Raw genomic sequence first — 13776 nt, forward strand, 5'->3', positions numbered from 1 at the left:
TCATTCGCAGTTTCAAATCAACCAGATACGCCGCTTTTTTTCAAGTACTCAATACACCACTTTCAGTTATAACTCAACACTCCGCAACAAAAGGTTGTTCGGACTGACTGCCAAAAGAGGCATCTTTGACGAGGAGATTAGACCTGCCAATCCACCAATAGAAAGGCGAAATCTTTTAAGGCTTCTTAGCGTAAAATAACGTAAAGGAAGGGTGAAAACCGGGGGTTTATCTAAGTTGGGATCCATTAACCTGCACTCTCGAAAGTAAATCCAGGAGTTTTTATTACGGTTAGGACTTGAAATAGTAAAGTTTTTATAGCATTGCGCTTAAACCCTGTCAATCCCGCCAAAAGAGGGGGGTGTGTGTGCCAATGAACGGCCTTGCCGTGAGCAATGGAAATATAGGTGAAAGGGTAACTACATGGAAAGGCTATCTTCCCGTTTGCACGGGCATGATAGAAATGTGGTTTTTCAGATTTCTTACGACTGGATCTTTCTTGACTTAGTTCGCCCGGCAGGGCGCATCTGAAGATAGTGTTCAATTCCTTTGGCGGCGTCACGCCCTTCCCGGATGGCCCAGACAATGAGAGACGCCCCAAGTTTTACATCTCCTGCTGCGAAGACGCCGTCGATATTGGTCATGTGGTTCTCATCGACGGTGACTGTTCCTCGCGAAGAAAGTTCAACGCCAAGATCGAATAGGAGACCCTCTTTCACCGGGCCGGTAAAGCCCATAGCGAGAAGAACCAAGTCGGCCTGAAGTTCAAATGTGCTACTAGAGATTTCTTTAAATTGTGCGCGCCCGGTCTTGCTATCTTTTGTCATTTCTACACGGACGGCGTGGAGCTGCTCAACGTTCCCATTCTTTCCCGTGAATTTCAAGGTCGAAACAGACCACTCTCTTTTTCCTCCTTCCTCATGGGCAGGGGAGGTCCGGAGCTGCATAGGCCAGAGGGGCCAGGGCGTTTTGTCTGATCTCTGAGGCGGCGGTTTCGGGAGGAGTTCGAATTGATAAATCTCTTTTGCTCCTTGACGATGGGAGGTCCCAAGGCAGTCTGCTCCGGTATCTCCACCACCGATAATGATTACACTTTTGTCTTTGGCGGTAATGCTTTGGATGGGGTCAATGGTGTCACCTGCGAGCCGCTTGTTCTGCTGTGTTAAAAAATCCATAGCGAAGTGGACTCCGTTCAGATCCCGGCCGGGGATTGGAAGATCGCGCGCTTCCATGGCTCCGATTGTAAGACAGACCGCGTCAAATTCTTGCATAAGCCTGTCGGTGGAGAGGTCCTTTCCAATATTGGAATTGGTCTTGAAAATGACACCTTCCTTGATCATCTGTGCAAGACGGCGGTCGAGAACGGCCTTCTCCATCTTAAACTCAGGAATGCCGTATCGAAGGAGCCCTCCGATCCGATCGTCCTTTTCAAAGACGGTCACGGCGTGGCCGTTCCGGCGAAGCTGCTGGGCGGCGGCAAGGCCGGCGGGGCCGGAGCCGATGATGGCAATTTTCTTCCCTGTTTCCCGTTCAGGTGCGATCGGGGTGATCCATCCTTCTGAAAAACCTTTATCTACAATATTCCATTCGATGACCCGTATGGAAACAGGGTCATCAATAATATCGAGAACACAGGCGGATTCACAGGGGGCAGGGCAAAGCCGCCCGGTAAACTCGGGGAAATTATTGGTGGTGTGAAGGGCCTTCAGCGCGTCTTTCCAGCGCCCCCGGAAGACAAGGTCATTCCAGTCTGGAATCATGTTCTGAACCGGACAGCCGGTTCCTCCCTGGCAAAAGGGGATTCCGCAATCCATGCATCGCGCGCCCTGGTCCTTGAGGGTGCTATCAAGAACCGGGAGGTATATTTCTTTCCAGTCTTTGATGCGTTTCGAAACGGGCCGTCGCTTGGGTCCTTTCCGACGAAGTTTTAGGAAGCCTTTTAGATCACCCACGCCCGGCGGCCTCCTTTGCTTTTTGTGCCTTCCGTTGCTCCAGAACTTTTTTATATTCAACGGAAATTACTTTGATAAAATGGGGGAGTATCATCTCCCATTGTTCTAAAATGTGCTTTGCTCTTTTACTTTTTGTATATTGTTCATATTTTTTGATCGTTTCTTTCAAGAGAGTCTTGTCCGCAATATTTCTGACCGGTTCCAGTTCGACGAGGCTTAAGTTGCATTGCCGTTCAAAAGTATGGTCTTCATTCAGAACAAATGCGACGCCCCCGCTCATGCCCGCGGCGAAATTTCGCCCGGTTTTTCCCAGAACAACAACAACCCCTCCGGTCATATATTCACAGCCATGATCTCCTATCCCTTCGATGACAGTGGTTGCCCCGCTATTTCGAACGGCAAAGCGTTCTCCGGCCATGCCATAAAAATAGGCCTCGCCGCCGGTCGCCCCGTATAGAACGGTGTTTCCAATGAGAATCGTCTCTTCCTTGGGGAAAATCGAGGCTGCCGGGGGAGTGACGATGAGTTTCCCGCCTGAGAGTCCCTTTCCGACATAATCGTTGGCCTCTCCTTCGAGTGTAAGCGTGAGACCCTTTACGCAGAAGGCCCCGAAGCTTTGACCGGCGGACCCCGTAAACTTGAATTGAATGGTGTCTTCTGGAAGTCCCGCGGGGCCGTAACGGCGGGCGATTTCTCCAGAAAGAATAGTCCCAACGGTTCGATGGACATTTCGGATGGGAAGTTCGGCACGGACTTTTTCTTTCCGTTCGAGTGCGGGCCGGGCGATTTTGAGTAGTTGATGATCGAGGGCCTTTTCAAGTCCGTGGTCCTGTTTCTGTATGCAGTATCGGGCAACATGATCAGGGACATCGGGGCGATAGAGGATGGCGCTCAGGTCAATTCCACGTCCTTTCCAGTGGTCGATGACTTTTTTTGAGCGGAGAAGGTCGCTGCGGCCGACCATCTCTTCTATTTTCCGAAACCCGAGACGCGCCATCCATTCCCGGACCTCTTCTGCGACAAAGAAAAAGTAATTGACCACATGATCGGCTTGTCCCTTGTACTTCTTTCTCAGGACAGGGTCTTGTGTGGCAATACCGACGGGACAGGTATTGAGATGACACTTGCGCATCATGATACATCCTTCAACGATCAAGGGTGCGGTTGAGAAGCCATATTCTTCTCCACCCAAGAGGGCGCCGATGATGACATCTCGTCCGGTCTTGAACTGCCCATCCACCTGAATCCGCGTCCTGCCGCGAAGATCATTCAAAACAAGCGTCTGTTGGGTTTCTGCCAGTCCGAGTTCCCAGGGTAGGCCGGCATGTTTAATCGAGGAGAGGGCAGCGGCGCCGGTTCCTCCGGAACCCCCTGCAATGAGGATAAGGTCGGCATGCGCCTTCGAGACACCGGCGGCCACGGTACCAACCCCGACCTCGGCCACCAGCTTGACACTCACCATCGCCTTCGGATTGACATTTTTCAAGTCATATATAAGTTGTGCCAGGTCTTCAATAGAATAAATATCGTGGTGAGGCGGCGGCGAGATCAGCGTAACGCCAGGGGTCGAAAAACGCAGGCCCGCAATGACCTCATCAATCTTATGACCCGGAAGCTGCCCCCCTTCACCCGGTTTTGCCCCCTGGGCCATCTTGATTTGCAGCTCTTTGGCATTGACGAGGTAATGCGTGGTAACGCCGAAGCGTCCGGAAGCCACCTGTTTAATCGCGCTGTTGCGGTCATCTTTGAACCGCTCCGGGTCTTCTCCGCCTTCTCCGGTATTACTGCGGCCCCCCATACGATTCATCGCGATGGCGAGGGTCTCGTGGCTCTCTTTGCTGATCGCCCCGTAGGACATTGCCCCGGTTGTGAAGCGTTTTACGATTTCAGAGGCCGGTTCCACCTCGTCGATGGGGATGGGGTTTGTCTCTTTAAATTCAAGAAGGCCCCGAATATTGGAACGTCGCTTCGATTGATCATCGACGATGCGGCTGAATTCCTTATAAGTGGCATAACTGTTCGTCTGAGACGCGTGTTGCAGGCTGGCAATGGTTTCAGGATTCCAGTTGTGACGTTCTCCCTGATTTCGATAATGATATTCCCCGCCAAAGTCGAGCTGGCGCACTGGCTGGTAGGTATGATAGGCCAACTTATGGCGGCGAAGCGACTCTTCGGCAATGGTCTCTATTCCGATTCCAGAGATTCTGGAGGCGGTTCCGGCAAAGTAGCGGTCGATTGTTTCTGTATCGAGCCCGATGGCCTCATAGATTTGGGCCCCGCAATAGCTCTGGACGGTGGAGATTCCCATTTTTGAGAATATTTTCAGGAGCCCTTTGTTAATGGCCTTGATATATTTTACTTCCGCTGTTTCTTCATCAATGGCTTCTGGGAAATAAGCTTCCCGTGCCATATCCGTCAATGTCTCGAAGGCCAGATAGGGATTGACGGTTCCGGCACCGTATCCAATCAAGAGGGCGAAGTGCGAGATCTCTCTGGCCTCACCGGTTTCCACAATCAGGCCGACCTCTGTTCTCAATGAGGTTCGTATGAGATGATGATGAACCGCAGAGACGGCCAGAAGAGAGGGGATCGGGGCCCACTCCTCATTGATTCCGCAATCGCTCAGGATGATAAATTTATATCCGGCTTGGATGGCTTCCGTGGCCTGTTCACAGAGTTTATCGAGGGCAACAACCATCTCTTTGGGACCTTTGGCGGCCAGGAAGAGCATCTTGAGCGTGATTGTTCTGAAGTGTCCATCGGAGATCTGCCGGATTTTTTCGATGTCTGCGTTGGTTAAGATCGGTTGTTGGACCTTGATCCGCCTCGCGTGTTCCGGGGTCTCTCCGAGAAGGTTCGCCTTGGGGCCGATCGTCGTGATCAGGGACATGACCAGGTGTTCCCGGATGGGATCAATCGGCGGATTGGTGACCTGCGCAAAGAGCTGTTTAAAGTATTTAAAGAGGAGTTGGGGCGCGTCTGATAAAACGGCCAGCGGGGTGTCATCTCCCATCGAGCCGGTGGGTTCTTCCCCGGTGACGGCCATGGGAATCATGAGCATCTTCAGGTCTTCAATCGTGTAGGCGAAGGTTTGCTGTCGTTGTCGTAAGGTGGCATGGTCCGGTTGAAGGAGATTCAGGGGCTCCGGAAGTTCGCTGACGCTGATCCGGTTTGAAGCAACCCATTCGCGATAGGGTTTCTGAGAAGCGATCTGTGACTTGATTTCCTCATCGTCAATAATGCGGCCCTGTTCGGTGTCGACCAGGAACATCTTGCCGGGTTGTAAGCGGCCCTTGGCTCGGATTTCTTCGGGCTTGAAGGAGAGGACGCCGGCTTCAGAAGAGAGGACGGCCAGATCGTCTTGCGTGACCAGGTAGCGTGCAGGTCGAAGGCCGTTTCGGTCGAGGGTTGCGCCGATGACTTTGCCATCTGTAAATGCAACGGCGGCCGGTCCATCCCATGGCTCCATCATGGCGGCGTGATATTCATAAAATCCTCTCCGGTCGTGATCCATATGCGGGTCGCCGGCCCAGGCCTCCGGAATCAACATCATCATGGCATGGGGGAGAGATCGTCCTCCCATGACGAGAAATTCGAGTGCGTTGTCGAAACAGGCCGAATCGCTCTGATCTTCATAGATAATCGGAAAGAGCTTTTCCAGGTCGTCGTCTCCAAAAAGTTTGGAGTGAAAACGTCCTTGTCGCGCCCGGATCCAATTGACATTTCCCTTTAAGGTATTGATCTCCCCGTTGTGGCAGACATAGCGGTAGGGATGCGCGAGGGGCCAGGTCGGGAAGGTATTGGTCGAGAAGCGGGAGTGGACGAGGGCCAGGGCGCTGACGGTTTCCTTGTCAGAGAGGTCCGGATAGAAGAGCGGGACCTGCTCCGGGAGGAGGAGTCCTTTATAGACGATGGTTTGACAGGAAAGACTGACGATGTAGAACAAAGATTTTTCTTCAATGGCCGAGGCGCGCACGGCGTTTTCCATCCGCCGGCGAATGACATAGAGTTTTCGTTCGAAGGCCTTCTCGTCGAGGACATCCCGCGCGATGAAGACCTGTCGGATTGCCGGCAGTGTTTTCCGGGCAAGCTCGCCGAGATGCTTTTCTTGGGTCGGGACGTCACGCCACCCTAAAACGCGTTGACCCTCATCTATAATTGTCTTTTCGAAGAGCTGCTCACACGCGTGGCGGTCTGAGGGGTCGGATGGAAGGAAGACCATGCCGATCCCGTACGCGCCCGCGGGAGGAAGATGAATACCGATTCCGGAAGTTGCTCTGTCTAAAAAGGCATGTGGAATCTGAAGCAAGATCCCGGCCCCGTCACCGGTGCAGGGATCGCAGCCGGCGGCCCCCCGATGCGCAAGGTTCTCAAGTATCTCGAATCCCTTTTTGATAATATCCTGTGTGCGGACCCCCTTGATATTGACCACGAATCCAATGCCGCAGCCGTCTTTTTCATAACGGGGGTCATAGAGCCCCTGTTTCGGGGGAAGGCCCATTGCATGTTTTTTAAAAACGTTTTGACTCATTCGATTGAGAATTCCTGTCTTATTGACGTTGTTTCAGGACGCAGCCTTTAATGTAAGAAAAGTGCCCTTTCCAGGAGGGGATGTTGATCCAACTGTCACTATACTGTGGTTTTGAGCATTAACAAAGGATTATAAGGCAAAAAGGGGGTTCTTGAAAAGGATTTTCTTCACCCCGTAATCTCATCCTGGGGATTGATGCTGTTTCCATTGTCTGTCCCTTCAATCTGCTATAGGTTGGAGGTAGGCTATATGACTGGAAGTCTATAAGTTCGGAGCTCATGGGCAATCAGGTGTGAAAACATGGAAAAGACAAGGAAAATCCGATTGGATCTATTCTGACCTGATGATCTGAGATTGTTATCTTATTCAGCAGAAGCCACCTTTGATTGCTTGTTGTATCCTGATGAGCTCCTATCTATTTGACTTTTCGGACTAAATTTAATATCCCTGAAAAAAGGCGTAAACTTATAAGGCTAATAGGGCGCCTAGTATAATGTTAGGGCTACGCAAGTTCATGGAACACAAACTATATTTTCACCTGGTAACATAACCAGATCCAGCCAAAATGAATCTTGGAAAGACATTGATTCACTTGATATAGCTGTTTGGGAAAATGCTGTAGAATTATTAAGAAATAGAAATTATTTCCATTCAAACTGTCATGTAAATATTAGCGTTGATTGGAAGGAAGTATTAGATCGGGTCAAGGAACATGCGGAACTAAATATTGGATTTCACCGGGTGTTGGAAGAAGAGGGGGATTTAGAGGCCTGGTATACAAGAATTCCTATCAGAAGTTTTCTGATGTGCCCTGTTCTGTTGTCATAAATGGGAGTAACGAATTAACTAAGTGTGGATGGTATCCACGATTTTTTGCTGAAAGGTATATATTACGACTTTTTTTCTATCATGAATTTTTCTGTCCCCGGTTCATGTGATTGCCTAAATATAAAAATTTGTTCTAAATCATCTGATGACAGTAATCATTTTAAGCTATCTAGCCATAACTTTGAAATAGGATATTACTCATCTCTAAACGGAAAGAAGCCCAATATTTCCACCTTGTCCTTAAAAGACGTATTGGAATGGTTTAAGGTTCTAGACTTGGGTATAAAGCAGAAGGCAGAATCTTCATTAGAAAGAGCATTGTTTTCATTGTTCCATATGTGTCGTCTGGATGGAGATGTAACAACAATAATATGGATATTTCATGCGCTGGAGGCGTTATATAAAACTAAAGTCGGTGAAGGATTTACTAACCTATATCAGCGAATATCTTCATTATTGAAATTTGATGGATATGATCAAAGAATATTAAAAAAGACTTTAAGAAAACTATACGATCTCCGTTGTGCAATAGTGCATGGTGGCTATCAAATACACCATCCAATGAGTTCAGCAACATATAGACAATAGGATAGATGAAGATTTATCTGTAACTTTTAATTTAATTCAATACGGATCAAATCTAATAATATCTTCAATACAAGAATTGATAAAAAACAGATGGTATGGGATGAAGATTGAAGAATCGATAGTGGGTGTGGAAATGCCCTAACACGGCGCTCAACCCGACTCGTTTACACTTTGTGGCCTTCGGGCTGCATCGTTGGCTTGCGGGTTAGCTCAACGTGTTAGCAAGACAGTTTTACATTAATTTATGTCCCCGAATGGATCCCCCCCCCCCGAACCCTCTTCTTTGAGCCACTTCGTCTATTTTAAATATCTTGACTTCAAAATGGGACTGCTTTAGAATTAAGAGGATTTTTTTGTCTTGAGGTTTTTGCTCTATCATGTTGGAAAATTTGACAAAAAAGCTTGATGCGGTCTTCAAAAAGATCCGGGGACGAGGTCTTTTAACCGAGAAGAACATCGATGAGGCCCTAAGGGAAGTCCGCCTTGCCTTGCTGGAGGCGGATGTCCATTTTAAGGTGGCCAAATCGTTTATCGAATGGATTCGCGAAAAAGCGGTCGGAAAAGAAATTCTTGAGGGCTTGGCCCCTGGACAGCAGGTGGTCAAGATTGTATGGGAAGAGCTTTCCCGCCTGATGGGAGGAAAGGGGGAGACCATCGCCCTTTCTTCGCAGCCTCCGACATTGATCATGCTGGTCGGGCTTCAGGGCTCTGGAAAAACGACCACTGCCGGGAAATTGGCACGGCGCTTTAAGCGGGAAGGAAAGCGGGTGCTCTTGGTCGCGGGAGATTTACAGCGCCTTGCCGCAGTGTCCCAACTGCAAACGCTTGGAAAGGGATTGGATATTCCGGTTATGGAACCGGGGGCTGAAAAGAACCCTGTCGCCGTGATGAAAAAAGGGGCCGTACGAGGCAAAACTGAAGGTTTCGATGTGGTGATCTTCGATACGGCGGGCCGATTGCAGGTTGACGAGGCCTTGATGGCGGAGTTGGTTCAGATGAAGTCCGGCATCTCCCCGGATGAAATTCTATTTGTGGCCGATGCAATGACTGGTCAAATTGCCGTGAATGTCGCCCAGAAATTTCATCAGGATCTTGGCCTAACCGGGATTATTTTAACAAAGACGGAAGGCGATGCGCGGGGCGGGGCCCTCCTGTCCATTCGGTCTGTGACGGGCGCGCCGATTAAGTTTATCGGGACCGGAGAAAAACTGGAGGATCTTGAACCCTTTCACCCGGACAGAATGGCTTCTCGTATCCTCGGGATGGGCGATGTTCTTTCTTTGGTCGAATTGGCCGAAGAGAGTTATACCAAAGAACAGGCCGAAATCCTCGAGAAAAAGATCCGGAAGGAAGAGTTTACGCTTGAGGACTTTGCACAACAAGTCAAGCAGATGAAGAAGATCGGGGGCATGGGAAAGATAATGGAGATGATTCCGGGTGCGAAGAATATGAAATCTCTTCCTGACCAGAGTAAGATGGAAAAAGAGATGAAGCATGTGGAAGCCATTATTTCATCGATGACCCATAAAGAGAGACGCGTTCCGAGTATTATCAATGGGAACAGAAGGAAAAGAATCTCAAGAGGAAGCGGGACCTCTGTTCAGGATATCAATCGTCTTCTTAAGCAGTTTTATCAGGCAAAGAAGATGTTGAAGCGGATGACTTCCGGTAAGATGAAGGGGCTAGGGCAAATGATGTCGCCCTTTGGATGATGCATGCCCGTCTTTTTCTCCATGGCGGCGTTGCTGTGGTGCTCGAATCCTCACGTATAAACCATACGCTCCGGGTTCTGCGCTCCCCGCGCCTTGCCATAAAAAAAATACGGGCATGCTGAATGGTATGGAACGATGTCCGGATATTGATCCGGCTGAATGTTTAAATGATAATAATAAGGGGGTAGTGCATGGCAGTACGGATTAGATTGACTCGAATGGGAAGACATAAGCGGCCTTTTTACCGGATAGTGGTCGCGGATTCTGAGGCGCCGAGAGACGGGAAGTTTATCGAAATTCTGGGGACTTACGATCCATTGGGGGCCGAAGCCAAGATACAGGTCAAGGAAGAAAAGGCGATCCATTGGCTGAAAAAGGGTGCCACGGTCTCTGATACGGTGAAGTCGATATTCAGTAAGGTGCAATTGTTTAAAAAATTAAAGGAGTCGAACGCATAGGGGACACGTTCAACATCAAAAAGAAGTTGTCCTGTTGGAAATTCTCAATCGTGGCCGAGAATGTCATACACAGTATATGGGGATGATGACGATGAGAGAGCTGATCGAATACATTGCAAAGTCACTTGTAGACAGGCCTGAAAATGTAGCCGTGAGAGAAACCGAAGGTGAAAAGACGACGATTATTGAACTTCGCGTCGCGCAGGAAGACTTGGGGAAGGTGATCGGAAAACAGGGGAGGACGGCCAGGGCGATGAGGACCATTTTGAATGCTGCAGGCACCAAGATCGGCAAGAGATGCGTTCTCGAAATCCTGGAATAGATTGTCGAGGGCATACATCACAATCGGAAAAATTCTAGGTCCGGTCGGACTGCGCGGAGAACTTAAGATCTTTTCGCTGACCGATATCCCGAATCGCTTTGACCATTTGACCGATGTGATTGTCGAAACCTCAGAAGGTCGGCATCAAGCGATTCGAATCGATCGGGTAAGGTATGGGCGTTATGTTTACCTCAGCTTTTCCGGATTGACTTCCATTGAGAAAGTGGAATTTTTGAAAGGGGCCTTCATCCAGATTCCGGAGGAGGAAAGGCTTCCCCTGCCGGAGGGGAGTTATTATCACAGCGAATTGACTGGTCTGGAAGTGGTCTTGGAAGACGGCACCCGCCTGGGCATATTGGAAGAGATTTACGAGACGGGAAGCAATGATGTCTATGCGGTTAGATCCGGAAAGCGTGAAGTGCTGATCCCGGCCCTTCGAAAATTTGTAAAGTCGGTTGATTTAGCAGAGAACAGGATGGTTATTATTCCTGTTGAAGGACTCATCGAATGATGCGTTGTGACATCCTGACCTTATTCCCGGAAATGGTGTTGCCTGTTTTTCAGGAAAGCATCTTAAAGCGGGCGCAGGAACGCCAGCTATTGGAGATTCGGGTCCACCAGTTAAGGGATTTTACGGCAGATAAGCATCGTATGACGGACGATACGCCCTATGGTGGGGGTCCCGGGATGGTTTTGAAACCGGAACCGATTTATGCTGCTGTGGACGCAATCCGAAAAGAGAGCGGTGAGATCCGGGTGATTATGCCCTCACCGCAGGGAAAGCGTTTTGACCAGAGGATGGCTGAATCCTTCTCGAAAGAAACGCGTCGTTTTGTTTTTATTTGCGGTCATTACGAGGGAATCGATGCACGGGTGAAAGAAGGGCTGCCCCTTGAGGAAGTATCGGTCGGCGACTTCGTCCTCACCGGAGGAGAAGTCGCGACAATGATTATTATTGATGCTTCCGCCAGACTTGTTCCAGGCGTGCTGGGAGATCCGCGCTCCGTTGTAGAGGAATCATTTTCGTCTTCTCTTCTCGAATATCCCCAATACACGCGACCTTCGGAATTCAGAGGAATGCGGGTTCCCAGGGTACTCTCTTCCGGAAATCATGCTGCGATTCGGGCCTGGCGAAAGGAACAGTCACTGATCAATACGATGAAAAATAGACCGGACTTATTGGCAGAAGCCACCCTCAGCGAATCGGAAATGGCGTGGATCAGTCGTTTTTCGGATGGGAATTCCGATGAGAACGGTAAAGAAACACTGAAAGTGGAACGGACCGATCAGGGTTCATAGCGCAAGAATTATGTTGGCAATTATTCAATTAAGGAGAAAGGGATCATGGATCGGATAGCACGGTTGGAGCAAGGCATGTTGAAGGAGAGCGTTCCGCAGTTTAATGTTGGAAATACGGTTCGTGTTCATGTAAAGATTAAGGAAGGCGAAAAGGAACGGATTCAGATATTTGAAGGTGTTGTGATTCGCAGAAAAGGGACGCGAAACCGTGAGACCTTTACCGTCAGAAAGGTTGCCTACAATGTTGCGGTAGAAAGGATTTTTCCGGTTCATTCTCCCTGGATCGCCAAGGTCGAAGTGATCAGGGTCGGTGCAGTCCGGCGTGCGAAGCTCTATTATTTGCGCCAGAGGACAGGCCGTGCTGCACGGCTCCGGGAAAAAGAGAGGGTAAGACCTTCCAAGTCCTCCAAGTAAAGAAGTCTTCCCTTTTGGCGCATCATCACTCAGGATGGTGTATTCTGAGTGATTTGTATGGTCCCTTAAGGTGGTTTTAAACGCGGTTTTAGATAGGTCCGTCATAGAGCACTGGTTATTTTCAATGGGGTTTTTTGAGAGGGCGCTTACCTCACTCGGGTTTCGCAATGTTTGCGGGATTGACGAGGCGGGTCGCGGCCCTCTGGCCGGGCCGGTTGTCGCCGCTGCCGTTATTCTCCCTCCAGGATGTTTGTTGCCTGGAATCCGCGATTCAAAAAAGCTAAGTCCGGGGAAACGGGAGGTCCTCTTTGAACAGATCAATCGGGAGGCCACCTCAATCGGTGTCGGTATTGTCAATAACGATACGATTGATGAGATCAATATATTACAGGCAACGATTCGGGCCATGCAGAAGAGTGTGGCACAGATGCAATTGGAGCCGGACTACCTTTTGATTGATGCATTGACCCTCCCGGATTTTGGGCGGGATCAAAAGGGGATTATTCATGGAGACCGTCTTTCCGTCAGTATCGCCGCTGCATCCGTGATCGCGAAGGTGACGAGAGATCGGCTGATGTGCAAGTACCACGAAGTATTTCCGGAATACAAGTTCAATATTCACAAGGGGTATGGAACCGCAACGCATCTAAAAATGATTAGAGAGTGGGGGCCTTGCTCTCTTCACAGAAAGACATTTCGTGGTGTCATTCTGTGACCGGTAAGGAGGGCGAAGATATTGCGGCGCAGTATTTGTTAGAACATGGGTATCGTCTTTTGGTGCGGAATTATCGGACGAAGTCAGGAGAGATTGACATTATTGCGCGTGAGGGGAACACATTGGTTTTTATTGAAGTGAAAGCACGGTCGGGAACTCGTTTTGGCCTTCCTCAAGATGCAGTCGACCTGAGAAAACAAACGAAGTTGAGCCGGGTTGCCTTGGGTTACCTCCGCCATAAAAAGGTAAGGCCCTGTGACTGTCGTTTTGACGTTGTTGCAGTTGTGGCCTGTGCAGGAAGATACAAGGTGGATCTTTTCCGAAATGCCTTTGATTTCTTGGAAAGCACGATATGATGATAAGCGGAATCAACACAGATATTAAATATAAGGGAGAAATCTTCCATATTCAAACGGAGGATGGCGGTGAAAACAGTCCTGTGATTACAACGCTGTTGTTTAAGGCCGGTGCGATATACGCGTCCAAGAGAACGGACTATGGTAAAGTTCTTCAACCCGATTCTCCGAAGGATGCGGTTCAGGAACTCATGCGGGAACAACATAAGGGGATGATCCGTGATCTGACATCCGGATTAATTGTGCGTGCTGAGGGCATAAATCGGCGCAAGAAAGATGTTCAGAGTCCTCCTGAAAAGCCCGCCCCGAAGACGGAAGAAATCAAGGTCAAAGTCAAGGCCAAGAAGGAGGATTCCTTACCTAAACCGGTGGGGAAGGAAACGACCGGGAAGAAGAGTTTGGATGATTTGATTCTTGATTACATTTCAAGTAAAGATGAGAATGATAACTAGTGTCAGAGCCCTAATTCCGCGATAGCGAAATTAGAAACCGACGATGGCTGGCGCGAGACCCATTCGCCTGAGTTATCGGCCAACGGACTCCTCACCGTACAGGTGAGTACGTCTCGCTCGCGCTTATGGCCTCTGGCCTTGTCTTTCAGGC

12 protein-coding genes are annotated in these 13776 nt (G+C 49.4%); 10 read left to right on the top strand and 2 right to left on the bottom strand.

The genetic code is table 11. The features are described 5' to 3' along the window. Nucleotides 1-480: 480 nt before the first annotated feature. A complete protein-coding gene (locus EYQ01_04545; GenBank protein HIE65071.1) occupies nt 481-1950 on the bottom strand; it encodes a glutamate synthase subunit beta in 1470 nt (489 codons plus the stop codon). After that, the gene (gltB, locus tag EYQ01_04550) at nt 1943-6451 is read right to left on the bottom strand and encodes a glutamate synthase large subunit (protein HIE65072.1); all 4509 of its coding nucleotides are present in this window, start codon (nt 6449-6451) and stop codon (nt 1943-1945) included. Before gltB ends, EYQ01_04545 begins: the two co-directional genes overlap by 8 nt. Before the next feature lie 939 nt (nt 6452-7390). On the opposite strand from gltB, the gene EYQ01_04555 reads away from it, so the two are divergent. The 10 genes from EYQ01_04555 to EYQ01_04600 all read left to right on the top strand — a co-directional run bounded on the left by EYQ01_04555 (nt 7391) and on the right by EYQ01_04600 (nt 13625). Next, a complete protein-coding gene (locus EYQ01_04555) occupies nt 7391-7897 on the top strand; it encodes a hypothetical protein (protein HIE65073.1) in 507 nt (168 codons plus the stop codon). 374 nt (nt 7898-8271) lie between these two features. Further along, on the top strand, nt 8272-9609 hold the full coding sequence (locus tag EYQ01_04560; GenBank protein HIE65074.1) for a signal recognition particle protein: 1338 nt from the start codon (nt 8272-8274) through the stop codon (nt 9607-9609). A 191-nt stretch (nt 9610-9800) separates the two neighbouring features. Further along, complete coding sequence (rpsP, locus tag EYQ01_04565) at nt 9801-10067, top strand: 30S ribosomal protein S16 (protein HIE65075.1); 267 nt, start codon at nt 9801-9803, stop codon at nt 10065-10067. Nucleotides 10068-10152: 85 nt separating this feature from the next. Beyond that, a complete protein-coding gene (locus EYQ01_04570; GenBank protein HIE65076.1) occupies nt 10153-10389 on the top strand; it encodes a KH domain-containing protein in 237 nt (78 codons plus the stop codon). After that, entirely contained in the window at nt 10337-10900 is a 564-nt protein-coding gene (rimM, locus tag EYQ01_04575) for a 16S rRNA processing protein RimM (protein HIE65077.1), read from the top strand. Before EYQ01_04570 ends, rimM begins: the two co-directional genes overlap by 53 nt. Then, on the top strand, nt 10900-11688 hold the full coding sequence (gene trmD, locus EYQ01_04580; GenBank protein ID HIE65078.1) for a tRNA (guanosine(37)-N1)-methyltransferase TrmD: 789 nt from the start codon (nt 10900-10902) through the stop codon (nt 11686-11688). The genes rimM and trmD overlap by 1 nt, the downstream gene beginning before the upstream one ends. Nucleotides 11689-11733: 45 nt before the next feature. Then, nucleotides 11734-12102, top strand: coding sequence for a 50S ribosomal protein L19 (locus tag EYQ01_04585; GenBank protein HIE65079.1), 369 nt, complete (start codon nt 11734-11736; stop codon nt 12100-12102). A gap of 124 nt (nt 12103-12226) precedes the next feature. Continuing rightward, nucleotides 12227-12817 carry a ribonuclease HII gene (locus tag EYQ01_04590; protein ID HIE65080.1) on the top strand — a complete coding sequence of 197 codons (591 nt, stop codon included), beginning with the start codon at nt 12227-12229 and terminating at the stop codon, nt 12815-12817. After that, a complete protein-coding gene (locus tag EYQ01_04595; GenBank protein ID HIE65081.1) occupies nt 12814-13173 on the top strand; it encodes a YraN family protein in 360 nt (119 codons plus the stop codon). Before EYQ01_04590 ends, EYQ01_04595 begins: the two co-directional genes overlap by 4 nt. Continuing rightward, complete coding sequence (locus EYQ01_04600) at nt 13170-13625, top strand: hypothetical protein (GenBank protein HIE65082.1); 456 nt, start codon at nt 13170-13172, stop codon at nt 13623-13625. Before EYQ01_04595 ends, EYQ01_04600 begins: the two co-directional genes overlap by 4 nt. Nucleotides 13626-13776 lie beyond the last annotated feature (151 nt).

This window comes from Candidatus Manganitrophaceae bacterium, from assembly GCA_012960925.1.
Classification (GTDB): Bacteria; Nitrospirota; Nitrospiria; order SBBL01; family JAADHI01; genus DUAG01.